Origin of the sequence: Micromonospora lupini str. Lupac 08 (genome assembly GCF_000297395.2) — a bacterium.
In the GTDB taxonomy this organism is placed as follows: domain Bacteria; phylum Actinomycetota; class Actinomycetes; order Mycobacteriales; family Micromonosporaceae; genus Micromonospora; species Micromonospora lupini.
Window position 1 is genome coordinate 6,215,473 of sequence record NZ_HF570108.1, and the last position, 21,787, is coordinate 6,237,259.

General features: G+C 72.6%; 23 protein-coding genes. 9 read left to right on the plus strand and 14 right to left on the minus strand.

From position 1 onward, the window contains the following. Nucleotides 1–66: 66 nt before the first annotated feature. From MILUP08_RS29420 to MILUP08_RS29430, 3 genes are all read right to left on the minus strand, one after another. Nucleotides 67–1,029 (minus strand): zinc-binding dehydrogenase, encoded by a 963-nt coding sequence (locus MILUP08_RS29420; protein ID WP_007464691.1) that lies wholly within the window; start codon nt 1,027–1,029, stop codon nt 67–69. A 104-nt stretch (nt 1,030–1,133) separates the two neighbouring features. Further along, nucleotides 1,134–2,312, minus strand: a complete 1,179-nt coding sequence (locus MILUP08_RS29425; RefSeq protein WP_007464692.1) for an NAD(P)-dependent malic enzyme — start codon at nt 2,310–2,312, stop codon at nt 1,134–1,136. Between the two features lie 146 nt (nt 2,313–2,458). Continuing rightward, nucleotides 2,459–2,824 (minus strand): S24/S26 family peptidase, encoded by a 366-nt coding sequence (locus MILUP08_RS29430; RefSeq protein ID WP_039906817.1) that lies wholly within the window; start codon nt 2,822–2,824, stop codon nt 2,459–2,461. Between the two features lie 69 nt (nt 2,825–2,893). Here MILUP08_RS29430 and sodN point away from each other — a divergent pair, with 69 nt between their 5' ends. From sodN to MILUP08_RS29445, 3 genes are read left to right on the plus strand one after another with little or no spacing between them, the layout of a single operon-like run. Then, on the plus strand, nt 2,894–3,298 hold the full coding sequence (sodN, locus tag MILUP08_RS29435; protein WP_007464694.1) for a superoxide dismutase, Ni: 405 nt from the start codon (nt 2,894–2,896) through the stop codon (nt 3,296–3,298). Beyond that, the gene (locus MILUP08_RS29440; RefSeq protein ID WP_007464695.1) at nt 3,295–3,816 is read left to right on the plus strand and encodes a GNAT family N-acetyltransferase; all 522 of its coding nucleotides are present in this window, start codon (nt 3,295–3,297) and stop codon (nt 3,814–3,816) included. The genes sodN and MILUP08_RS29440 overlap by 4 nt, the downstream gene beginning before the upstream one ends. Before the next feature lie 32 nt (nt 3,817–3,848). Beyond that, nucleotides 3,849–4,256, plus strand: a complete 408-nt coding sequence (locus MILUP08_RS29445; RefSeq protein WP_007464696.1) for an ATP-binding protein — start codon at nt 3,849–3,851, stop codon at nt 4,254–4,256. A gap of 112 nt (nt 4,257–4,368) precedes the next feature. Here the strand turns inward: MILUP08_RS29445 and MILUP08_RS29450 are convergent, their stop codons facing one another. After that, the gene (locus tag MILUP08_RS29450; RefSeq protein WP_039906819.1) at nt 4,369–4,755 is read right to left on the minus strand and encodes a hypothetical protein; all 387 of its coding nucleotides are present in this window, start codon (nt 4,753–4,755) and stop codon (nt 4,369–4,371) included. A gap of 43 nt (nt 4,756–4,798) precedes the next feature. On the opposite strand from MILUP08_RS29450, the gene MILUP08_RS29455 reads away from it, so the two are divergent. Both MILUP08_RS29455 and MILUP08_RS29460 read left to right on the plus strand, forming a co-directional pair. Further along, nucleotides 4,799–5,749 carry a diacylglycerol/lipid kinase family protein gene (locus MILUP08_RS29455; RefSeq protein ID WP_007464698.1) on the plus strand — a complete coding sequence of 317 codons (951 nt, stop codon included), beginning with the start codon at nt 4,799–4,801 and terminating at the stop codon, nt 5,747–5,749. A gap of 447 nt (nt 5,750–6,196) precedes the next feature. Further along, a complete protein-coding gene (locus MILUP08_RS29460) occupies nt 6,197–6,454 on the plus strand; it encodes a WhiB family transcriptional regulator (protein ID WP_007072794.1) in 258 nt (85 codons plus the stop codon). A gap of 82 nt (nt 6,455–6,536) precedes the next feature. Here the strand turns inward: MILUP08_RS29460 and MILUP08_RS29465 are convergent, their stop codons facing one another. From MILUP08_RS29465 to MILUP08_RS29480, 5 genes are all read right to left on the minus strand, one after another. Next, the gene (locus MILUP08_RS29465) at nt 6,537–7,325 is read right to left on the minus strand and encodes a sirohydrochlorin chelatase (protein ID WP_051066083.1); all 789 of its coding nucleotides are present in this window, start codon (nt 7,323–7,325) and stop codon (nt 6,537–6,539) included. Beyond that, complete coding sequence (locus tag MILUP08_RS29470) at nt 7,322–8,083, minus strand: phosphoadenylyl-sulfate reductase (RefSeq protein WP_007464706.1); 762 nt, start codon at nt 8,081–8,083, stop codon at nt 7,322–7,324. Before MILUP08_RS29470 ends, MILUP08_RS29465 begins: the two co-directional genes overlap by 4 nt. Continuing rightward, nucleotides 8,080–8,241 carry a hypothetical protein gene (locus tag MILUP08_RS36165; RefSeq protein ID WP_167517323.1) on the minus strand — a complete coding sequence of 54 codons (162 nt, stop codon included), beginning with the start codon at nt 8,239–8,241 and terminating at the stop codon, nt 8,080–8,082. Before MILUP08_RS36165 ends, MILUP08_RS29470 begins: the two co-directional genes overlap by 4 nt. Beyond that, nucleotides 8,238–9,950: a nitrite/sulfite reductase gene (locus tag MILUP08_RS29475; protein WP_007464707.1), complete on the minus strand. Its 1,713-nt coding sequence runs from the start codon at nt 9,948–9,950 to the stop codon at nt 8,238–8,240. Before MILUP08_RS29475 ends, MILUP08_RS36165 begins: the two co-directional genes overlap by 4 nt. A 292-nt stretch (nt 9,951–10,242) precedes the next feature. Beyond that, the gene (locus tag MILUP08_RS29480) at nt 10,243–11,154 is read right to left on the minus strand and encodes an ArsR/SmtB family transcription factor (protein WP_007464709.1); all 912 of its coding nucleotides are present in this window, start codon (nt 11,152–11,154) and stop codon (nt 10,243–10,245) included. Nucleotides 11,155–11,217: 63 nt separating this feature from the next. Between MILUP08_RS29480 and MILUP08_RS29485 the strand changes: the two genes are divergently transcribed. Together MILUP08_RS29485 and MILUP08_RS29490 are read left to right on the plus strand one after the other, a co-directional pair. Beyond that, entirely contained in the window at nt 11,218–12,243 is a 1,026-nt protein-coding gene (locus MILUP08_RS29485) for an aldo/keto reductase family protein (protein WP_007464711.1), read from the plus strand. Between the two features lie 35 nt (nt 12,244–12,278). Next, complete coding sequence (locus MILUP08_RS29490; RefSeq protein ID WP_007464713.1) at nt 12,279–13,862, plus strand: glycosyltransferase family 39 protein; 1,584 nt, start codon at nt 12,279–12,281, stop codon at nt 13,860–13,862. Nucleotides 13,863–13,985: 123 nt separating this feature from the next. Here MILUP08_RS29490 and MILUP08_RS29495 read toward each other — a convergent pair whose 3' ends face one another. Continuing rightward, complete coding sequence (locus tag MILUP08_RS29495) at nt 13,986–15,578, minus strand: PAS domain-containing sensor histidine kinase (RefSeq protein ID WP_007464716.1); 1,593 nt, start codon at nt 15,576–15,578, stop codon at nt 13,986–13,988. Between the two features lie 30 nt (nt 15,579–15,608). Then, entirely contained in the window at nt 15,609–16,640 is a 1,032-nt protein-coding gene (locus tag MILUP08_RS29500) for an SIS domain-containing protein (RefSeq protein ID WP_007464718.1), read from the minus strand. A 183-nt stretch (nt 16,641–16,823) separates the two neighbouring features. Between MILUP08_RS29500 and MILUP08_RS29505 the strand changes: the two genes are divergently transcribed. Next, nucleotides 16,824–18,653, plus strand: coding sequence for a tetratricopeptide repeat protein (locus MILUP08_RS29505; protein WP_007464720.1), 1,830 nt, complete (start codon nt 16,824–16,826; stop codon nt 18,651–18,653). Between the two features lie 57 nt (nt 18,654–18,710). Here MILUP08_RS29505 and MILUP08_RS29510 read toward each other — a convergent pair whose 3' ends face one another. Continuing rightward, nucleotides 18,711–20,294 carry an MDR family MFS transporter gene (locus MILUP08_RS29510; RefSeq protein ID WP_007464723.1) on the minus strand — a complete coding sequence of 528 codons (1,584 nt, stop codon included), beginning with the start codon at nt 20,292–20,294 and terminating at the stop codon, nt 18,711–18,713. Between the two features lie 112 nt (nt 20,295–20,406). On the opposite strand from MILUP08_RS29510, the gene MILUP08_RS29515 reads away from it, so the two are divergent. Further along, nucleotides 20,407–21,018: a TetR/AcrR family transcriptional regulator gene (locus MILUP08_RS29515; protein WP_007464725.1), complete on the plus strand. Its 612-nt coding sequence runs from the start codon at nt 20,407–20,409 to the stop codon at nt 21,016–21,018. 38 nt (nt 21,019–21,056) lie between these two features. On the opposite strand, the gene MILUP08_RS29520 is transcribed toward MILUP08_RS29515, so the two are convergent. Both MILUP08_RS29520 and MILUP08_RS29525 read right to left on the minus strand, forming a co-directional pair. Further along, nucleotides 21,057–21,566: a GNAT family N-acetyltransferase gene (locus MILUP08_RS29520; RefSeq protein ID WP_007464727.1), complete on the minus strand. Its 510-nt coding sequence runs from the start codon at nt 21,564–21,566 to the stop codon at nt 21,057–21,059. Next, nucleotides 21,563–21,784, minus strand: coding sequence for a biotin/lipoyl-binding carrier protein (locus MILUP08_RS29525; protein WP_007464729.1), 222 nt, complete (start codon nt 21,782–21,784; stop codon nt 21,563–21,565). Before MILUP08_RS29525 ends, MILUP08_RS29520 begins: the two co-directional genes overlap by 4 nt. Nucleotides 21,785–21,787: the final 3 nt, after the last annotated feature.

The window sequence follows — 21,787 nt, forward strand, 5'->3', positions numbered from 1 at the left end:
GCTGCCTCAGCGCGCCAGGAGACAGCAGTTTCCCCGAAGTTGCGCGGATCTTCGCGGGGCCCGGGGTCAGGCCGTGTGGTCGATGACGATCTTGCCGAAGGCGTCGCCGGAGTGCAGGCGGGCGAAGGCGTCCTCGACCCGGCTGAACGGGACCACGGTGTCGATCACCGGGCGGACCTCGTTCTCGGCGCAGAACGCCAGCAGCTCGTACAGCTCCCCCGGCGTGCCCATCGAGGTGCCCAGGATCTCCAACTGCATGGCGAAGACCCGGCGCAGGTTGACCGACGGCTGGTGGCCGGCGGTGGCGCCGGAGACCACGATCCGGGCCATCGGCGCGGCCGACTTCAACGAGTGGTCGAACGTCGCAGCGCCCACCGTCTCGATCACCACGTCGACCCGCTCCGGCAGCCGGGCACCGGACTCCAGGGCGATCGCCCCGAGGGCGGTGATCCGTTCCCGCTTGGCGGCGTCCCGGCTGGTCGCGTACACCCGCTTGCCCATCGCGAGGGCGAGCGCGACGGCCGCGGTGGCGACGCCGCCGCCCGCGCCCTGCACCAGCACGCTGTCGGCGTCCGCGACGCGGCCCTTGGTGGTCAGCATCCGCCACGCGGTCAGCCAGGCCGTGGGCAGGCACGCCGCGTCGGTCGCCGCCATGCCGTCGGGCAGTGGGATCAGGTTCGACCGGGGTACGGCGACCCGCTCGGCGAGGGTCCCGGCGAAGTGCTCGGACAGGATGGAGACCCCGCGCGGGTCACCGGGTGTGACGACGACCGGGTAGACGACCATCTCGTTGCCCCCGGCGTCCACGCCTACCGCGTCGCAGCCGAGGATCATCGGCAACTGGGCCTCCGTGAGGCCCACCCCGCGCAGCGACCAGAGGTCGTGGTGGTTGAGCGAGGTGGCCCGCACCTGCACGGTCACCCAGTCGTCCTCCGGGTGGGTCGGCTCGGGCTGCTCACCGACGGTGAGGGCGGCGAGCGGATCGGCGTCGTCGAAACGGGAGGCGAAGGCGGCACGCATGATCGGCACGGTAACAAGCTGAGCGCCCGTTAAGAAGGGCCCTTCCTGGTGAGAGGGCCCCGGCGCGTAGGCCGGCGGCGCATGGTGCGCCGGAGCGCCCCCGGCCACGCGTCTCAGCGGCGGGCGACTCCGTCGCGGCGGGCCGCTTCGGCGACGGCCGCCGCGACGGCCGGGGCGACGCGCGGGTCGAGCGGCGACGGGACGATCGCGTCGGCGGTCAGCGACTCGGCCACCACGCCGGCGATGGCGTCGGCGGCGGCGACCTTCATCCCCTCGGTGATCCGGGTGGCCCGCGCGTCCAACGCGCCCCGGAACACCCCGGGGAAGGCCAGCACGTTGTTGATCTGGTTGGGATAGTCGCTGCGCCCGGTGGCGACCACCGCGACGTGCCGGGCGGCCACCTCGGGGTGCACCTCCGGCGTCGGGTTGGCCAGCGCGAACACGATCCCGCCCGGGGCCATCCGAGCGACGGCCGCCTCGGGAATCTGCCCGCCGGAGACCCCGATCAGCACGTCCGCGTCGCGCAGCGCCTCGGTGATGTCGCCCTGGCGGCCGTCGGCGTTGGTGCTCGCCGCCAGCTCGGCCTTGGTGCCGGTCAGCTCGGTGCGGTGCCGGCCGATGATCCCCTTGGAGTCGCACACGACCACCTGGTCGGGGTTGACCCCACCGGCGATGAGCATCTTCGTCACGGCCACGCCTGCCGCGCCCGCGCCGCTCACCGCCACCCGCAGGTCACCGAGCTTGCGGTCGAGCAGGGTGGCGGCGTTGCGCAGCGCGGCGAGCACCACGATGGCGGTGCCGTGCTGGTCGTCGTGGAAGACCGGGATGTCCAGCGCCTCGTCGAGTCGCCGCTCCACCTCGAAGCAGCGCGGCGCGCTGATGTCCTCCAGGTTGATCCCACCGAACGACGGGGCCAGCGCCCGCACCACCGCGACGATCTCGTCCACGTCCTGGGTGTCCAGGCAGATCGGCACCGCGTCCACCCCCGCGAACTGCTTGAACAGCACCGCCTTGCCCTCCATCACCGGCAGCGCCGCGCGCGGGCCGATGTTGCCGAGCCCGAGCACCGCCGAACCGTCGGTGACGACGGCGACGGCGTGCGACGCCCAGGTGTAGTCGTCGGCCAGGGCCGGGTCGGCGGCGATCGCCTCACACACCCGGGCGACACCTGGGGTGTACGCGAGGGAGAGGTCCTCGCGGCTGGTGAGCGGGACCGTCGAGGCGACGGCCATCTTGCCGCCCCGGTGCAGTTGGAAGACGGGATCAGCGGGGTCCACGGTGGACGAAGACATGGCGGTGACTCCAGGATCTGTCGAGCAGATGTGAGGCGGCCGGGGCCGGCCGCGAGGTGGGCGGCGAGCGGTGGCACGCGGTGCGGGGGGTCACCCGGGCACTTTCCGAGCATAGTGTCGGCACTGCCCCTCGGATGTGAGCAGGGTCATAACGGCCGACGGGGCACCCGTCCGGGGCGGGGCCAGTAGCGGAACACCACCCGTGCGCGCACGTCGGCCACCCCGTACGCCCGGGAGTCGTCGGTGACCAGATCGTTGTCGCCGCGCAGCCACCAGCCGCCGTCCTGCGGACGTACCGCCCGCTTCACGACCAGCAGCTCGGGACGCGTCCGGAAGACGGCGACCACCACGTCACCGGGCCGGATCGGCCGTCCACCCGAGCGGACCAGCACCGCGTCACCGTGTCGCAGCGTCGGCGCCATGGAGGGACCGGTCACCGAGACGGGCGTCAGCGGACCGCGCAGATGCGGCACCTCCGGCGGGTGATCGGCGCGCACTGGTTTCACCTCCATCCGGTTCGGGGAGCATTCCCAGGAGTAATGTCGCCTTTGATCATCGCAAACTTCCCATGGAGGATCCCGATGCGACTTCCGCGCATCCTTGCGCCCCGCGTCACCGCGAGCGCTCACTGCGACCTGCCGTGCGGCGTCTACGACCCGGCCCAGGCCCGGATCGAGGCCGAGTCGGTCAAAATGATCTGCGAGAAGTACCAGGCGAACACCGACCCGGAGTTCCGTACCCGGGCGGTCATCATCAAGGAGCAGCGCGCCGAGCTGGTCAAGCACCACCTGTGGGTGCTCTGGACCGACTACTTCAAGGCGCCGCACTTCGAGAAGTACCCGAACCTGCACACCCTGTTCAACGAGGCCACCAAGCTCGCCGGCGCCGGTGGCGTCAAGGGCAGCCTCGACCCGGCCACCGCCGACAAGCTCCTCGCGAAGATCGACGAGATCGCGAAGATCTTCTGGGAGACCAAGAAGGCGTGACCCACCCGGTCACACCGACGATCCGGCCGGTACGTCCCGAGGACGTGCCGGCCGTCGTCGCCATGGTGCACGAGCTGGCGGCGTACGAACGCGCTCCCGACCAGTGCCACCTCACCACCGAGCAACTCACCACGGCGCTGTTCACTACCGCTCCGGCCCTCTTCGGCCACGTCGCGGTCGACGGGCGCGACCAGCCGATCGGTTTCGCGCTGTGGTTTCTCAACTTCTCCACCTGGGCCGGCGTGCACGGCATCTACCTGGAGGACCTCTACGTCTCCCCGGCCGCCCGGGGCACCGGCGCGGGCCGGCTGCTGCTCGCCACACTTGCCGACATCTGCGTACGGCGGGGCTACCGGCGGCTGGAGTGGTGGATGATCGACTGGAATCCCGCAGCGGGTTTCTACGCCTCCATCGGCGCCGAGCAGATGAGCGAGTGGGTTCCCTACCGGCTCAGCGGTGACGCGTTGCGCGGCCTGGCCGCTCAGACGGAGGCCGCCGAGACGCGCCCGGACGACTGACCGGGTAGAGTCCCCGACCGGGGGGATGAGGCGTGACTCAACTGACCGGCCAGCCAGCAACCGACGACGACGTGGTGCACCTCACGGTGCCCGCCGACGGCGGTTACCTCGGCGTGCTCCGCACCGCCACCGCCGGTCTCGCGGCCCGGTTGCAGTTCGCGCTCGACGAGATCGAGGATCTGCGGATCGCCGTCGACGAGGCGTGCGCCATGCTGCTCGCCATCGCCACCCGCGACGCCGAGTTGGAGTGCCGGTTCTCGGTCACCGACGACGCGCTCACCGTCGAGGTGACCGTGCCGACCGTGCGCGGGGCGACGCTGCCCGCCGAGTCGTCCTTCGCCTGGAAGGTGCTCACCGCCCTGACCACGTCGGCGGCCGCCACGGCCAGCGACGGCCGGGCGACGATCTCGTTGCTCACCCGCCGCTCCGGCGGCTACTGACCGACGCCCCACGCCGGTCCCGGCCAGCCGGGGCCGCGGGCGACTCCGTTGCTCTCCGCCCGTGCGGCGGGGTCACTCGAAGCCGATGTTGCTCTCCGCCCGTGCGGCGGGGTCACTCGAAGCCGAGGGCCTTCGTCGTGGGCGGGCTGACGAGCAGCCAGCCGACGCCCAGGCCGAGCGCCATGAGCGGTACGCCCAACCAGCCCAGGCCGCCCTGGATCATGAACCAGCCGATCGGCAGCAGCATGAGCTGAAGGACGATGGCGGGGGCCCGCGCGCCGGCCTGTCGGCGCAGCAGCGCACGGCCCAGCGCCCAGAGCGCGACGGCCGCCCCGACGGCGAACGCGGTCACCAACGCCGACGCGAGGTCGGTGGTGGTGGCGGTGAGGTCGGCCCAGACCAGCCAGACCGCGATCAGCCCGACGGCGACCGCCTCCGCCCACAGCAGCCGCACCGCCCAGCGGAGGGTGACGGGAATCGGGGCCGAGTCGATGGTCACGCGCGCCACGATACCCGGGCTACCGAGAGGTACAGTGCCGCCCATGCGGGCCGTCCTGGTGGTCAATCCGAAGGCCACCACCACCAGCGAACGCAGCCGGGACGTGCTTGTCCGGGCGCTGCGCAGCGAAGTCGACCTCAGCGTGCGCTACACCCGTCGCCGGGGGCACGCCATGGCGCTGGCCCGGGAGGCCGCCGCCGAGGGGGTCGACCTCGTCGTCACCCTGGGTGGTGACGGCACCGTGAACGAGGTGGTGAACGGCCTGATGACGGCCGAGCCACCGGCCGGCGCCGAGGGCGCCTCGCTGGCGGAACGGCTGCCCGCGCTGGCCACCGTGCCGGGCGGGTCCACGAACGTGTTCGCCCGCGCGCTGGGCCTGCCCCGGGAATGGCCGGACGCGACCAGCATGATCCTCGAAGGGCTGCGCCTGGGCCGGCAGCGCACGGTCGGGCTGGGCCGCGCCGACGACCGCTACTTCACCTTCTGCGCCGGCTTCGGCCTGGACGCCGCGGTGATCCATCGGGTGGAGCAGGCCCGGCGGAAGGGTCGGGTCTCCACTCCCGGGCTCTACCTGCGCTCGATCATGGGCCAGTACTTCTTCGCCTCGGACCGGCGGCACCCGGCGATCAGCCTGGAGCGCCCGGGTGAGCCGGTGGAGGACGAGCTGGCCACTGTCATCATCCAGAACACCGCCCCGTGGACGTACCTGGGCGACCGCGAGATCAACCCGAACCCGTCGGCGTCGTTCGACCTCGGGCTCGACGTGTTGGCGTTACGTCAGCTCCGGGTGGCTAGCACAACACGGACAGTGACGCAGTTCGCATCCCGTAAGCCGGATCCTCGCGGACGTCAGGTGTTACGGCTCCATGACACGGCGGAGTTCACCCTGCTCTCCAGCCGTCCGCAGGCGTTCCAGCTGGACGGCGACTATCTCGGCGAGCGGGAGAAAGTCAGATTCACATCCATTCCGGCCGCACTCAGAGTAATCTGCTAGGTCTCGGGTACTGCCCTTGGTCGGCGCGGCACCGCAACCGCAACGACGGGTGCCGCCACACCGAGGGGCAGGTGCCGGAAATGTCAGCAATGTCACGCGGACTGTACTATATTGATCCTCGGCTGTGGCACGGCGGGTAACCAGGAACGCACTGGAACCCGGACAAATAGGTTGTGGGCTTGCTCACCGCCCGGAGTTTTTCCGAGCGTCACCCTTGACATCACGAGCGTTCGTGAAAGTATTCACAAGCGAACTTGAGTTACCGGGACATTGCCTGGATATGCTCGTCAGGTTGAGCTGTTCCAGCAGGTCCCCGGCGATCACCGCCTGCTCACGCACTGCCGAATGGTCGGACGCGAACTGTCACCACCGGCACTGCGGATGCATATAGGAAAAGCACGACTAGCAATTGTTTGCCACCCATCCAGAATGAGGAGTGTTGCCGCCATGGACTGGCGTCACCATGCTGTCTGCCGCGACGAGGACCCGGAGCTGTTCTTCCCGATTGGGACGTCCGGACCGGCTCTCCTGCAGGTCGAGCAGGCCAAGGCCGTCTGCAGGCGCTGCTCCGTGACCGACCAGTGCCTGCAGTGGGCGCTCGAGTCCGGTCAGGACGCCGGCGTCTGGGGCGGGATGAGCGAGGAGGAGCGGCGCGCTGTGAAGCGGCGCGGCGGCCTCCGGGTGCTGCGCGCTCACTCCGCCTGATCCCCCAACGACACAGCTGCACGCCCCGGCGGGTCCGCCTGCCGGGGCGTACTGCTGTCCCGACCCACCAGCGTCCGCGCCGTCAGCCCGTCGGTGCCAGCGCACCCCGGTCGTCGACCCGGCGTAGCACCAGCTCGGCCAGCTCGGGCGCATCAGTCAGCGGGGCCGCCACCGCCACCGCACCGGCCGCCCGAGCCGAGTCGGCCACCGCGTCGTGGAACAGACCGGGCGCGAGGAAGTACGCGGACACCGCCACCCGCCGTGCGCCGGCCGCCCGCAGCCGGGCCACCGCCACACCTGTCGCCGGTGGGGCCGCCGAGGCGTACGACACCCGGCAGGGCACCCCGAACTCCGCGCCGAGCGCGTCCGCCACCCGGCCCACCGAACCGCGCGCCCGCGCGTCCCTGGTACCCGCGGCGGCCAGCACCAGCGCGTCGAAGCGCCCCGGGTCGACCTCGCCGAGCCGACGGCGCAGCCCCGCCAGCAGCGCCGGCGCCACCGTTCCGTCCGCCGGGCCGAGCACGTCGGTCACCCGTACCGCCAGTGGGGGGCCGGCCTCCGTCGCGGCGGCGACGGCCGCCGGAATGTCCACCCGACGGTGGTACGCGGCTGTCAGCAGCAGTGGCACGACCACCGCACGCGGATGCCCGGCCTCGGCCAGCATGCGCAGCACGTCGGTCGGGCCCGGCTCGGTGTGGTCCAGCCAACTCGCCCACACGGACAGGCCGGGCCGGACGGCCGACACCGCCCGGGCCAGCGCCCGGGTGGCCTCGGCCGCTCGCGGATCCCGGCTGCCGTGGGCGACAAGCACCACCGGGGCCGCCCCGCCGGCCGCGTCAGGGCCGGTCGGGGTCGTCGACGACGGGGTCAGACGTGCAGCCCGCACTCGGTCTTCTCGAACATGGCCCACCGGCCGGCCCGCGGGTCCTCGCCGGCCTTCGTCCGTCGGGTGCACGGCCAGCAGCCGATCGAGCCGTAGCCCTGCTTGAACAGCTCGTTGACCGGGACGTTCCAGCGGGCGATGTAGGCGTCCACATCCTGCTGCGACCAGGCCGCGATCGGGTTGACCTTGACCTTGCCGCGCCGCGCGTCGAACGTCACCACCGGCGTGTTGGCACGGGTCGGCGACTCGTCCCGGCGCAGGCCGGCGGCCCACGCGTCGTATCCGGACAGCGCCCGCTCCAGCGGCTCCACCTTGCGCAGCTGGCAGCAGTCGTCCGGCGACTTGTTGAACAGTCGCGGGCCGTACTGGCCGTCCTGCTGGCCGACGGTGAGCCGGGGCCGGATGGACCGGACGTTCACCGGCAGCGTCCGGGCCACCTCGTCGCGGACCCGCAGCGTCTCGGGGAAGTGCAGACCGGTGTCGAGGAAGACCACGTCCACGCCCGGGGCCACCCGGGACACCAGGTGAGCCAGGACGGCGTCGGCCATCGAGCTGGTCACGCAGAAGCGGTCACCGAAGGTCTGCGCCGCCCAGCGGGCGATCTCCAGTGCGGGGGCGCCCTCCAGGTCCTGAGCAGCCTGCTCGGCAAGCGTCCGCAGCTCGTCCGGGCTGCGTCCGGCCGCGTCGGTCGACGTCTGCGCGCCCGGGCCGACCAGGCGCAGGCTCGCGGCGGAGACGAGGCTCATCGGGTCACCGCCCGGGAGAGCAGCCCGGTGAACTTCACCGAGAAGACCCGTGCGCAGGCGTGGCACTCCCAGGCGCCGTGCCCCGCCTCGTGCGGCCGCAGGTCCTCCTCGCCGCAGTACGGGCAGTACAGGGGTGCCGCTCGGTTCTCGCTGCTCACCGCAGTTCCTCCTCGTCGACTCTGATCACCCAGTTGGCGAACGTCTCGCCCTCGCTCCGCCCGGCCAGGTAACGACGGGCCAGCCGTTCCACGTACTCCGGAAGCTCTTCGGCGGTGGTCTTCAGGCCGCGCAGCTTGCGGCCGAAACCGGCGGTCTGGCCCTGGGCCATGCCCAGGCCCCCGCCGAGGTGCACCTGGAAGCCCTCCACCTGGCGGCCGTCCGGGCCGACCACCAGCTGACCCTTGAGGCCGATGTCGGCGACCTGGGTGCGGGCGCAGGCGTTCGGACAGCCGTTGATGTGGATCGAGATGTCCGCGTCGAAGTCGCGCAGCCGCTGCTCCAGCCGGGCCACCAGCTCCTCGCCGCGGGCCTTCGTCTCGACGATGGCCAGCTTGCAGTACTCGATGCCGGTGCACGCCATCGTGCCGCGTCGCCAGGCCGACGGTCGGGCCTCCAGCCCGATCCCGCGCAGCGCGTCGACAAGCGACTCCGTCCGCTCCGACGGCACGTCGAGCACCAGCAGCTTCTGGTACGGGGTCAGCCGCACCCGGTCGCTGCCGTGCGCCTCGACCACGTCGGCCAGTTGGGCGAGCTGCCCACCGGAGACCCGCCCGACCACCGGGGCGGCGCCCACGTAGTGCCGTCCGTCGGCCTGCTCGTGCACGCCCACGTGGTCGACAGGCTTGGACGGCAGGACCGGCGCGGGGCCGTCGAGCAGCGTACGGCCCAGGTACTCCTTCTCCAGGACCTCCCGGAACCGCTCCACGCCCCAGTCGGCCACCAGGAACTTCAGCCGGGCCCGGTTGCGCAGCCGCCGGTAGCCGTAGTCGCGGAAGATCCCGACCACGCCGGCCCACACGTCGGGGATCTCGGCCAGCGGCACCCAGGCCCCGAGCCGCTGGGCGAGCATCGGGTTGGTGGAGAGCCCGCCACCGACCCAGAGGTCGAAGCCGGGGCCGTGCTCGGGGTGGTCGACACCGAGCAGAGCGATGTCGTTCGACTCGTACGGGGTGTCGACCAGCCAGGAGATGGACGTCTTGAACTTGCGGGGCAGGTTGGAGAACTGCTTGTCACCGACGTACCGGGCGACGATCTCGTCGATCGCCGGGGTCGGGTCGACCAGCTCGTCGCGGGCCACCCCGGCGACCGGGCTGCCCAGCACGATCCGGGGGCAGTCGCCGCACGCCTCGGTGGTCTGCAGGCCGACCGACTCCAGCCGCCGCCAGATCTCCGGCATGTCCTCGACGCGGATCCAGTGGTACTGGATGTTCTGCCGGTCGGTGATGTCGGCGGTGTCCCGGGCGAACTCGCGGGAGATGTCCGCGATCACCCGCAGCTGGGCCAGGCTGAGCTGGCCGCCGTCGATGCGGACCCGGAGCATGAAGAACTCGTCCTCCAGCTCGTGCGGCTCCAGCACCGCGGTGCGCCCGCCGTCGATGCCCGCCTTGCGCTGGGTGTAGAGGCCCCACCAGCGGAAACGGCCGCGCAGATCCTGCGGGTCGATGGAGGCGAAGCCGCGGTGCGCGTAGATGTTCTCGATGCGGGCCCGGACGTTGAGCGGGTCGTCGTCCTTCTTGATCCGCTCGTTGGGGTTGAGGGGCTCGCGGTGGCCGAGCGCCCACTGACCCTCACCCCGGGGCCGGCGTGGCGCCCGGGCCGGGCGGGCCGTCGGGTCCTCGGAACGGGCCGGGATGCTGCTGACCGCCATCGCGGCGTCCTCCGTTGTCTGCTGTGCCTCGGGCTACGCGGGGCGCGGCGGCCGGCCCGCGAAGCGGGCGGGACAACGGTGTCTTCAGACAGCCGGCGCGGAGCGCGCCCGAGACGAATTGGTCGGGCGTCGTCAGTAGGCCGGACAGATCGCGCTGCGCACGCGGCCGTAATCGACGTGGCGACGAGCCACGAAGCGGCGGACGACTGCGGCGGTCATACGGGCCATGCTGCCACATCGCATGGGGGCCGGCCAATGTACACGTGCTGGATCCCACATCACGGGCCCAGGGTCAGTCGACGAGCTGGTCACCGAGGACAGTTCGGGCATAGCGCACCACTCTCCCCTGCCGTACGCCGACGACCAGGCCGTTGTCCCGCAGCGTCGTGAGGTGGTGCGACGCCGTCGCCGGCGCGAGGCCCAGCATCGCGGCCAGCTCGCCGGTGCTCAGCGGCGAGTCGAGCAGGGAGAGCACCGCCGCCCGCGTACCGCCGAGCAGGGCGCCCAGCGCCGCGCTGGGCGGCGGCGAGTCCCACAGCCCGCCCAGCCCCACCGGCGGATAGCAGAGGGCCGGCCCGGCGTCCCCTTCCATGATCGCGTGCACCGTCGGTCCGGAGAACGCGGTGGGCAGCAGCGTCCACGGGCGTCCGTCCGGACCGGGCGGCCGAGTCGTGCCGACGGCGACCCGCAGCGCCGCACCGTCCCAGCGGATCAACGGGTGCAGCTCGCGGAGCAGGGTCCGCCCACCCTGCTCGGCGGCGAGCAGGGTCCGCCGCCGGATGTCGGCCAGCGCGAGCGCCCGCAGCCGGGGCCAGTCCGGTGCGATCAGCAGGGTGAAGTACCGGCGCAGCTGCGCGACCAGCTCGTCCGGGGCGAGCCGGGGTGCGCCGGCCCGGTCCAGTTGCCGCCGCACCCGGGCCGGGTCGGTGCCGGCGACCGCCCGCAACTCGGCCGCCAGGTTCGGTGCCACGCCGATCGGAGTGAGGAAGTCCGGCACGTAGCCGTTCGACGACCGGAGCACCGCCAACAGCGGCTCCAGGCCGGCGCCCGGCAGCAGCCGTTCGGCACGTTCCCGCCACGGACGGTGCATCCAGTACTTCGCCGGCTTGCGCAGCGCCCAGGAGCTCGCCACCAACTCCGCAAGCGGCGAGTGCACGAACCGGACCCGACTCAGGTCGTCGGGTGAGAACCGAACCTCGATCACCGACGGATTCGACCACGTTCGAACGGTTCGGCGACAGCGCCGGAGCACCCCGAGGATCCGCACATGGAGTACAGGCAACTGGGCCGGTCGGGCCTGCGCGTGAGCGCGGTCGCGTACGGCAACTGGGTCACCCACGGCAACCAGCTCGACGACGACGCGGCAGCGGCGTGCGTGGCCGCCGCCCTGGACGCGGGCATCACCACGTTCGACACCGCCGACCGGTACGCGCAGGGGCGGGCCGAGGAGGCGCTCGGCAAGGCGCTGCGCGGCGTCCGGCGCAGCTCGATCGAGCTGTGCACGAAGGTGTACCTGCCGGTCGGGCCGGGCGCCAACGACGCCGGGCTGTCCCGCAAGCACATCCTCGAGGGCTGCCACGCCTCGCTGAGCAGGCTGGGCACCGACTACGTCGACCTCTACCAGGCGCACCGGTACGACGACAGCGTGCCGTTGGAGGAGACGATGCTCGCCTTCGCCGACCTGGTCCGCCAAGGCAAGGTGCTCTACGTCGGCGTCTCCGAGTGGACCGCGGCGCAGTTGCGGGAGGGTCGGCGGCTCGCCGCCGAGCTGCACGTCCCGTTCATCGCCAACCAGCCGCAGTACTCGATGCTGTGGCGGGTCGTGGAGGCCGAGGTGGCCCCCGCCTGCGCCGAGCTGGGCCTCGGTCAGCTCGCCTGGGCACCGCTCGCGATGGGCGTCCTGACCGGGCGCTACCAGCCCGGCCGTCGCCCGCCCGCCGGCTCCCGGGCCACCGACAGCTTCGGCGGGTCGTTCATCGCCCGCTACTCGTCGGATCTGCTGCTCTCCCGGGTACGCCAGCTCCGGTCGATCGCCGAGGCCGCCGGCTGCACGATGGCCCAGTTGGCGGTGGCGTGGGTGCTGCACCGACCGACAGTGGCCGGGGCGATCGTCGGTGCGTCCCGACCCGAGCAGCTCGCCGAGACGGCCGGTGCCACCACGGTACGACTCGACGACGAGCTGCTGGCACGGATCGACGCCGTGCTCGGTGACCTGGTCGAGCGGGATCCGGCGAAGACCGCCCGACCGAACGACGTCATGCCGGCCTGGCGTCCACCGCCTACCGCCGGCTGACACCACGAACGGCACGGCCGTGGCAGGCTCGGACCGTGGGCGGATTGTCCGAGTCGACCGGGGCGGCGTGGGAGCACCTGCGCCGCCTACCGGTCTGGCTCGCCCCGGCGCTGCTGACCCTGGCAGTGACCCTGACCGGACTGGGCTCCGCCCAACTCTGGCGCGACGAGCTGGCGACCTGGAGCGCTGCCACCCGGTCGCCGGCCGACCTGGCCCGGCTGGCCGGCACCATCGACGCCGCCACCGGTCCGTACTACCTGCTGATGCACATCTGGGTCTCAGTCTTCGGCGACTCGACGATCGCGCTCCGCGCGCCGGCCGCACTGGCGATGACAGTCGCCGCGGGACTGCTCGCCGTGCTCGGGTCGCAGCTCGTGGACCGACGTGCCGGCCTCTTCGCCGGCCTGCTGTTCGCGGTGCTGCCGAGCACCTCCCGCTACGGGCAGGAGGCCCGCCCGTACGCCCTGGCCACCGCGCTCGCGGTGCTCGCCACCCTGCTGCTGGTGACGGCGCTGCGCCGACCGGGGTGGGCCCGTTGGGCCGGGTACGCGGTCGCCGTCGTCGCGCTCGGGCTCACGCACCTGATCGCGCTCACCCTGCTGGCCGCCCACGCGCTTGTCGTGCTGGTCACCTGGTGGCGCGGCCCCGCCGCGGCCGGCGTCGCCACCCGGGCCCACCCCATTGCCAACCGGGCCCCTCCCGCCAGCCGGGACCGTTCCGCCGGCAATCGGGAGCAGCCCACCGCCCGCCGGGACCCCGCCGCCGGGCGGGACCGGCGGGTGTGGCGGTGGGTGGTCGCCGTGGTTCCGGTGGTGCTGCTGGCCGGTCCGTTGCTGCTGAAGGCTCGCGCCCAGCAGTCCCGGCAGCTCAACTGGGTCGGTCTCGCCCGGCTGGACGACCTGAGCGCGCTGCCCGGCGGCGTGGCCCAGAGCAGCGTGGTGGGCGGTCTGCTGGTCGGGGTCGCCGCGCTGGGCGCTGCCCGGCTCGGGCGACGCGCCCTGCTGCCGGTGAGCGCGATGCTGCTACCGGTGCTGCTGCTCTTCGCCGCCGGCACTGTCGTACCCCTGTGGGTTCCTCGGTACCTGGTCTTCGTGGTGCCCTTCGCGTGTCTGCTGGCGGGCGCGGCGCTGGCCGCGGTCGCGGCGCCGGCTGCGCTCGTCGTGCTGATCCTGACCGGGCTGCTCGGCCTGCCCGACCAGGCCGCGCTGCGGCGGACGCACGAGTGGCCGCGCAATGCTCCGGTGGACTACGCGGGCGCCGCTGACGTGATCGGCGCGGGTCAGCGGCCGGGCGACGCGGTGGTCTACTCGCCGCGGCACAGTTGGCTCTTCCTCGACCTCGGCATCGAGTACCACCTCGGCGACCCTCCCCGGGACGTCCTGGTCACCGAGGACGAGGTCCGCCGGGGCGACCTGTGGGCCGCCGAGTGCCCGCAACCGGCACAGTGCCTGGCCGGCACGTCACGGGTGTGGCTGGTCGTCGCCGGCCGGCACGCCGAGCCGCTTGCCGCCGTGCCGGGCGCCAAGGGCGATGCGCTGCGCGCGGACTTCACCGTCGCCCAGGTCTGGCAGCGCCCCGGCCTGACCGTCGCCCTGCTGACCAGCAGTCCCGGACGCTGACCCGACCCGCCCAACCACCCGGTAACGCCCGGCACGAGGGTGATCCCGCCGCCCGGCCCAGCGCAGGGCGCGGGCCGTCGGCGGCCAGACGGCGGGTGGCCGGGAGAGGTCGACAAGGGCCCGTCAGCCTTGTGAGCGGCCGTCCGGTGCGTTGCGGGCCAGCGGGACGACGAGCAGCGCCTCGGTGCCGCCCTTGGCGCCCGCGCGCAGTTCGATGGTGCCGCGCAGCTCGCCGGTGACCAGGGCCCGCACGATCTGGAGGCCGAGCCGGCTGCCGCGTTCGGCGTCGAACTCGGGCGGCAGCCCGCGCCCGTTGTCGGTCACCGAGACGTGCAGCATCTTGCGGAACCGGTGCGCCGACACCACCACCTCCGGTCGCGCCGACGGGTCGACCTCGGCAACGGCGGCCGGCACCACGCCCGTGGTGGGGGGCGCGGGCGTGTCGTCCGTCTCGTCGGCCGGCGGGAAGCCGTGTTCGACGGCGTTGAGCAGCAGTTCGTTGAGGACCATGACCAGCGACGTGGCGATCTCCGCCGGCAGCACGCCGAAGCTGCCCCGACGGCGCATGCCGACGCTCACCTCGGTCGCCGCGACCTCCGTCGCCGCGCTGGCCACCCGGTCGACGATGCCGTCGAACTCCACCGCCTCGTCGCTGGACATCGACAGCGTCTCGTGCACGAGAGCGATCGAGGCGACCCGGCGGACCGACTCCTCCAGGGCGACCCGCGCCTCCGGCATGGCCACCCGGCGGGCCTGCAACCGCAGCAGCGCGGCCACCGTCTGGAGGTTGTTCTTCACCCGGTGGTGGATCTCCCGGATGGTGGCGTCCTTGGTGATCAGTGCCCGGTCCCGGCGACGAACCTCGGTGATGTCGCGCACCAGCACCAGCGCGCCGATCGGCACGCCTGCCGGCATCAGCGGCAGCGCCCGGGTGAGCATCGTGGCCCCGCGTGCGTCGATCTCCCGCCGGGGCGGCGCCTCGCCGCGCAACGCCGCCAGGATGCCGTTCGCCGCCTCGGTGCCGTCCAGCGGATCGCCCGCCAGCCGGCGGTGCAGCGCGGCCAGGTCCTCCCCCACCAGGTGGGAGGCGTAGCCCAACCGCCGGTACGCGGACTGCGCGTTCGGGCTCGCGTAGGTGACCTTGCCACCGGCGTCCAGTCGGACCAGGCCGTCACCGACGCGGGGGGCGGAGGTGGTCTCGCCCGGGTGCCGGGGCGGCGGGAAGGTGCCGTCCGCGATCATCTGGGCGAGGTCGTCGGCGGTGGTCAGATAGTTGAGTTCCAGCTGGCTGGGCGTACGCGCGGTGGAGAGGTTGGTGTCCCGACCGACCACGGCGATCACCTCGCCGGCCTCGCCGTCGGCGGTGCGCAGCCGGACCGGGATCGCCTCGTGTCGGGCCGGCACGTCGCCGTACCAGACCGGGTCGCCCTCCCGCCAGATCCGCCCCTGGGAGTAGGCGACCCCCAGGTGGGCCACCTCCGAGCCGCCGATGATCCGGCCCACCTGATCGTCCTGGTACGCGGTGGGCGCGGTCGTCGGGCGGACCTGGGCGACACAGAGGAACGTGCCCTCGGCGTCGACAGGCACCCAGAGCAGCAGGTCGGCGAAGGACAGATCGGAGAGCAGCTGCCAGTCGCCGGCGATCCGGTGCAGGTGGTCGATGTCGGCCGGACGGAGATGGGTGTGCTCCTCGGCGAGGTCGCGCAGCGTGGACACGGTGACCAGGGTGCCACGCCGCGCCGTGCCTCACATCGTCGCGGTGACCTTCTTCAGGCCGCGCGGCGCGTCCGGGTCCTCGCCGCGGGTCAGTGCCAACGCCAGCGCGAGGCGCTGCAACGGCAGGATGTCCAGCAGCGGCGCGTACCGCTCGTCGACCTCGGGGACGGCGAGCCGGGTGGCGCCCGGCACGTCGGCGGAGCCGACGACCACCACGTCGGCGCGGCGCTCGCCGAGACGGGGCAGCACCTCGCCCATGGACCGGCCACCCGGACCGGAGCCGACCACGGCGAGCACCGGGACCTCCGGATCGGTCATCGCGAGCGGGCCGTGCAGCAGGTCGGCCCCGGAGAAGGCGAGCGCCGGCAGGTACGAGGTCTCCATCAGCTTCAACGCGGCCTCGCGGGCGGTCGGATAGGCGTACCCCCGGCCGGTGGTGACCAGTTGGCGGGCGAAGCGGTAGCGCGGGGCGAGCTGAGCCGGGGTGTCGTCGGCGAGCGTTCTGGTGGCGAGGTCGGGCAGCGCGGCGAGCGCCTCCCGCTCGGCCGCCGGCAGCACGCCGTCACCGGCCCGGATGCCCTCGATGAGCATGAGCAGGGCGAGCAGCTCGGCGGTGTACGTCTTCGTCGCCGCGACCGCCCGCTCGTGCCCGGCGGCGATGTCGATGCTCAACTCGGCCGTCTCGGCCAGCGGGGAGCCGGGGGCGTTCGTCACCGCGAGGGTGAGCGCCCCGGAGGCCCGCGCGGAGCGCAACACCTCGGCCAGGTCGGGTGAGCCGCCGCTCTGGCTGACCCCGACGACGAGCGCGTCGGACAGGTCGGGCCGGGCGCCGAACAGGGTGACCACGCTCGGTGAGGCGAGCCCGGCGGGCAGGCCGAGCCGGATCTCGGTCAGGTACGCCCCGTAGAGCGCCGCGTGGTCGGAGGTGCCCCGGGCGGTGAAGACCACGTGTCGCGGTCGACGCTCGGCCACGACAGCCGCCACGTGGGCGATCGCCGCGGCGTTGGCGCTGTCGAGCAGGCGCGCGTAGCCGGCGGGCTGCTCGTCGATGTCGGCGGCCATTCCGGACCCTGCACGTGTCACGAACACTCCCCTCGTGCGCGATTGCCGCGCGTTTCCTGCTCAGTCTTGCACGCTAAACTCGGCAGCAGCAATTGTTCGAGCAGGAGTGCGCAGTTGATCACTTGATCATCTCAATATCAACTACGCTGGCCCCGCTGTCTGTAGCTGCGACGAGAGGACACCGTGCCCGAGGGAAGGGACGACCCCGCGCTCTCCGCGACGGAGGAGCTGGCCCTGGCCCGGCTGGCACTGGACGAGGGTGACCTCCACCACGCGGCCGGCCACCTCGCCGGCGCGCTGGCGCGGGCGCCCACCCTGCCCGAGGTGCACGAGACGCTGGCCCGCCTCGCCGCGGCCGACGGCGGAGGGCTCGACCTCTTCCCGATCAACCACCACACCTTCGTGGGCGCGGTCGTCGCCCGCGCCCACCTGCTGGCCGCCGCCGGTCGCCCGGCCGAAGGGCTGGAGCTGCTGGCCGCGGCGACCGGCCACGCCCCCGGCACCGAGTGGGCCGGCGTGCCGTGGGTGACCGCCTCCGAGCTTGTCGAACGGCTGGAACCGGACCACATCGCCCGCGTCCTCATGCAGGTCTGCGCGGCGCTCACCGACCCGGTGCCACGGGCCGGCCGGGCCGCCCTCGCGCCGTACCTCACGCTGGCCCGCAACGCCGCCACCGTGCACCCCGAGCACGGTCTCCTGCTGGGCGCGGCGTCCGCGCTGGCCCGGCGGCTCGGCGAGGTCGCGCTGGCGATCCGCTGGGCCAGCCGAGGAGTACGGTGCCAGCCGTCGAAGATGGGCGAGGTCTGGCTCGGGTACGCGTACCGCAGCGCGGGTCGGACCCGCGACGCCCTCGCGGCGCTCGGTCGGGCCGTCGACCTGGACCCCGACGACCTGGCCATCTACGCCGACATCGCCGGCACCCTTGCCGACACCGGCCGACTCGACGAGGCGTTGGAGTGGACCGAGCGGGCGCTGGCCCGGGACCCGTCGTTCGACTGCGCGGTGCACACCGCCCACCGACTGCGGCACCTGCGCGACGGCGACCTGTCCCACCTGGTCGCGCTCGCCGACTTCATCCGTGACCACCCGGACGACAGCCACGAGCACGGCGACCTGGCCCAGTGCTGCCGGGGCCGGCCCTGGCTCGGGCAACTGACGCCGGCCGGCGGCCCCCTTGTCGACGCGCTCCGCCAGGCGGTCGCCGACGACGACATCGGTATCGGCGGCGCCGTACGCCTCGCGGCGGCAGCCCCACCGAGTGCCCTGCGGACGGCGACGGCGGTGGCCCCCGGACTGCGGATCGAGGTCGCCGGCGCGGCGGAGCCGGACCCGCGCGAGCCCCGACGCCCGTCCGCGCAGCGGCTGTGGCACTTCGCCCAGGACGTGCCGACGCCGGCGCTGCCCGCGCCCTCGCCGGCAGCTGTCGAACGGATCGCACAGGTGGCCCACCCGGCGTGGCCGCACCCGCCGGCGGCCTACGACGCGGCGGTGGGCCTGGCCGGCCTCGACGTAGACGACCTGCTCGGGCTACTGGTGCACCCGCCCGCGGCGCCGGCGAGCGGGCTCGGTCGACTGCTCGCCGCTCAGGACCCGTCGATCTGGGTCCGCGGGGTGCAGGTGTGGGCCTGCCTGGGGCTGCTGCACCAGCGCACCGACGAGCCCTGGACGGACTCGACCCGACGCCGGGTGCTGCTGGACCTGGTCTGGGGCGTGGAGGACTGGGTCACCGAGGCGGCGCTGTTCGCTCTGATCACCGCCGCCTGGGTGGACCCGGCGGTGCGACCGGACGTGGCGCGCGTGGTGGCCGAGCGGTTGGCCGACGCGGCGGCCGTGGCCCAGGCCCGGCCGGTGCCGATCGCGGTCTCGCTGGCCCACCTCGCGCTGGCCGCCCCCGCCCTGGACCCGGACACGGCGGCACTGGCCACCCGGATGCTCGGCGAGCGAACCCCACGGCTCCCCCGCCCCCGCAACCCGCTGCGCCGCCTCTGGCAACGCCTGACCCGCCGCCGGTGAAAACGCGCGCCGCGCCTTCCCCTCGGGGACGACGCGGCGCGCGCTGTGGGTCGAGGATCAGGCGACCGGGGCCTTGCCGAGGGCGATCTCGGCCTCCTCCTCCGGGGTGGCCGCTGCGGCCGGCGCCTCGTTGGCGGTGCGCAGCGGGATCTCCTTGATGAACCAGGCGAGCACCGGGATCACGATGGTGAACAGCACGGCCCAGAGGAACACGTGCGAGATCGCGTCCGAGAGACCGGTGAGGACCAGCTCACGCGCCTGGGCGGGCAGCTGCTTGAGCTTCTCCAGGTCCATACCGCCCTCGCCGCCGCCGGTGAACGCCCTGCCGGCGGCCGAGTCGGCGAGCCGGTTGGCGAAGATCGCGCCGAACAGCGAGATGCCGAACGAGCCACCGATCGACCGGAAGAACGTGGCCGCGCCGCTGGCCGCGCCGAGGTCCTTCTGCTCCACGCTGTTCTGCGCGATCAGCATGGAGGTCTGCATGAGGAAGCCCATGCCGGCGCCGAGCACGACCATGTAGAGCGAGGACGCCAACTTGCTGGTGTCGGTGTCGAGCATGGACAGCAGCGCCATGCCCCCGGTCATCACCACGCCACCGATGATCGGGTAGGCCCGGTACTTGCCGGTCTTGGTGATCGCCCGGCCGATGACGAGCGAGACGACGAGCATGCCGAACATCAGCGGCAGCAGCAGCAGGCCGCTGTTGGTGGCCGAGGCTCCCTGCACGGTCTGCTGGTAGAGCGGCAGGAAGTTCATCGCGCCGAACATCGCGAAGCCGAGCAGGAAGCCGATCAGCGAGATCAGCGCGAAGTTGCGGTTGGCGAACAGCGCCAACGGCAGGATCGGCTCCGGAACCCGGCGCTCCACCAGGCCGAACGCCACAAGCGCCACAAGCGCCAACACGGCCAGGCCGAGGATCTGCGGCGAGGTCCAGTCGTACTCGTTGCCGCCCCAGGTGGTGATCAGCACGATCGCGGTGATGCCGACCGAGAGCAGCGCCGCGCCGAGCCAGTCGATCCGGTGCTCGGTGCGGTACTTCGGCAGGTGCATCGTGGTGATCAGCACGAGCAGCGCGATGCCACCCAGCGGCAGGTTCACGTAGAACGCCCAGCGCCAGGAGAGGTTGTCGGTGATGAACCCACCGACCAGCGGGCCGGCCACCATGGCGATGGCCATGATGCCGGCGATCATGCCCTGGTAGCGCCCGCGCTCGCGCGGCGGAACCAGGTCGCCGATGATCGCCATCACGCCGACCATCAGGCCACCGGCGCCCAGGCCCTGCACGGCACGGAAGGCGATGAGCTGCACCATGCCGTCCTGTGGGCCGCCGAACATCCCGGAGCCGGCCATGCCGCAGAGGGCCGAGCCGACGAGGAAGATGCCGACCGAGGTCAGGAAGACGGACTTGCGGCCGTAGAGGTCACCGAGCTTGCCCCAGATCGGGGTGGAGACGGTGGTGCCCAGGACGTACGCGGTGACCACCCAGGTGAAGTGGTTGAGGCCGCCGAACTCGCCGACGATCCGCGGCAGCGCGGTGCTGACGATCATGTTGTCGAGCATCGCGAGCATCATCGCGATCATCAGCCCGAACAGCACGACCCGTACGTTGGGTCGTGCGTCGGCCTGTGTTGCCTGAGTCATGGGTAAGCTCCCCCCGAGAGTTGCCTTACTTACTTGCCGCCCGGCTAGTCACCTTACTAGCCGCACGGTAAGTTGGGTACCAACTGGCGGTCAAGTGAATTGGGGGGCGTGGGTGAGGGAGAGCACAGGCGGCACCCGAGAGCGGATCAAGGCCGTCGCGTTGGAGCTCTTCACCGAGCAGGGGTACGAGAAGACCTCGCTGCGGGAGATCGCCGAACGCCTCAACGTCACCAAGGCGGCGCTCTACTACCACTTCAAGAGCAAGGACGACATCGTCGCCAGCTTCGTCGAGGACCGGCTGGAGCAGATGGACGCGCTGACCGCCTGGGCCGACTCACAGCCGGCGACCCTGGCCACCCGCCGTGCGCTCATCTCCCGCTACGCCGACACGATGTTCGGCGGCGACATGCCGTCGGTGATGCGCTTCTTCGAGCAGAACCAGACCGTGCTCAAGAGCCTCTCCTCCGGCCAGCAGATGCGCGGCCGGATGATGCGGCTCGCCAGCGCGCTCTGTCGGGGCGACGACTCCCCCGCCGCCCAACTGCGCGCCACCCTGTCCCTGTTCGCCGTGCACACCAGCTGGTTCGCCGTGCGGGCGCCGGGCATCAGCGACGGTGAACGCCGCCGGCTCGCCCTGGAGGTGGCCGACGAGTTGCTGGCCGCGATCGGCGCGGAGCCCGACGAGGACTCGGCCTCGACCAGCACGGCCGGCGCGCGGGGCTGACGAGCCAACTCGGCCAACAGTCGGGGCTGACGGGCCGATCAGGTGCGGGGCAGCTCCAGCCGCAGGCCGAGCAGGGCCACGCCCTCCACCGGCGACCAGTCCTTCTCCGGCATCCGCACGAACCCGAGGCGCTCGTAGAGCCGGTGCGCCGAGACGGCCATCCCCGCACGGACGCAGATCACGACCGCCGTGCAGCCCAACTCGGCCGCCCGGTCGACGCACGCCTGGGCCAGCGCCGCGCCGACGCCGCGCCCCTGGGCGGCCGGGTCGACAGCCAGCATGCGGAACTCCGCCTCGCCCGGCCCGGACAGCTCGGCGAACGGGGTGCCCGGCAGCACGAAGGTGACCGAGCCGAGCACCGCGCCGGTCGCCTCGTCCACCGCGACCAGCACCTCGCCGCTGGCCGCCCGGGTCGACACGTCGGCCAGCACCGCCCCGTACCCGTGCTCGCCCTTGAGCTGCCCGTCCGCCTCGTACGCGGCCACGGTCAGCCGGGCGACCGCCGGAAAGTCGGTCGCGTCGGCGAGCCGGACCAGCAGGCCGCTCAACCGATCACCGCGATCAGGTCGCCGTCCTGCACGACGTCGCCCTCGTGCACGGCGAGCTGCTGGACCACGCCGTCGGCCTCGGCGACCACCGGGATCTCCATCTTCATCGACTCGAGGATCACCAGGGTGTCGCCCTCGGACACGGTGTCGCCCGCCGACGCGACGACCTTCCAGACGTTCGCCACCATCTCGGCGCGGATCTCCTCGGCCATGTCCACGGC

Coding starts and splice junctions, on each gene's coding strand:
- MILUP08_RS29425 (WP_007464692.1), bottom strand. CDS start 2,312: ATGTCTTCGTCCACCGTGGACCCCGCTGATCCCGTCTTCCAACTGCAC.
- MILUP08_RS29430 (WP_039906817.1), bottom strand. CDS start 2,824: ATGGAGGTGAAACCAGTGCGCGCCGATCACCCGCCGGAGGTGCCGCAT.
- sodN (WP_007464694.1), top strand. CDS start 2,894: ATGCGACTTCCGCGCATCCTTGCGCCCCGCGTCACCGCGAGCGCTCAC.
- MILUP08_RS29455 (WP_007464698.1), top strand. CDS start 4,799: ATGCGGGCCGTCCTGGTGGTCAATCCGAAGGCCACCACCACCAGCGAA.
- MILUP08_RS29460 (WP_007072794.1), top strand. CDS start 6,197: ATGGACTGGCGTCACCATGCTGTCTGCCGCGACGAGGACCCGGAGCTG.
- MILUP08_RS29470 (WP_007464706.1), bottom strand. CDS start 8,083: ATGAGCCTCGTCTCCGCCGCGAGCCTGCGCCTGGTCGGCCCGGGCGCG.
- MILUP08_RS29475 (WP_007464707.1), bottom strand. CDS start 9,950: ATGGCGGTCAGCAGCATCCCGGCCCGTTCCGAGGACCCGACGGCCCGC.
- MILUP08_RS29485 (WP_007464711.1), top strand. CDS start 11,218: ATGGAGTACAGGCAACTGGGCCGGTCGGGCCTGCGCGTGAGCGCGGTC.
- MILUP08_RS29500 (WP_007464718.1), bottom strand. CDS start 16,640: ATGGCCGCCGACATCGACGAGCAGCCCGCCGGCTACGCGCGCCTGCTC.
- MILUP08_RS29510 (WP_007464723.1), bottom strand. CDS start 20,294: ATGACTCAGGCAACACAGGCCGACGCACGACCCAACGTACGGGTCGTG.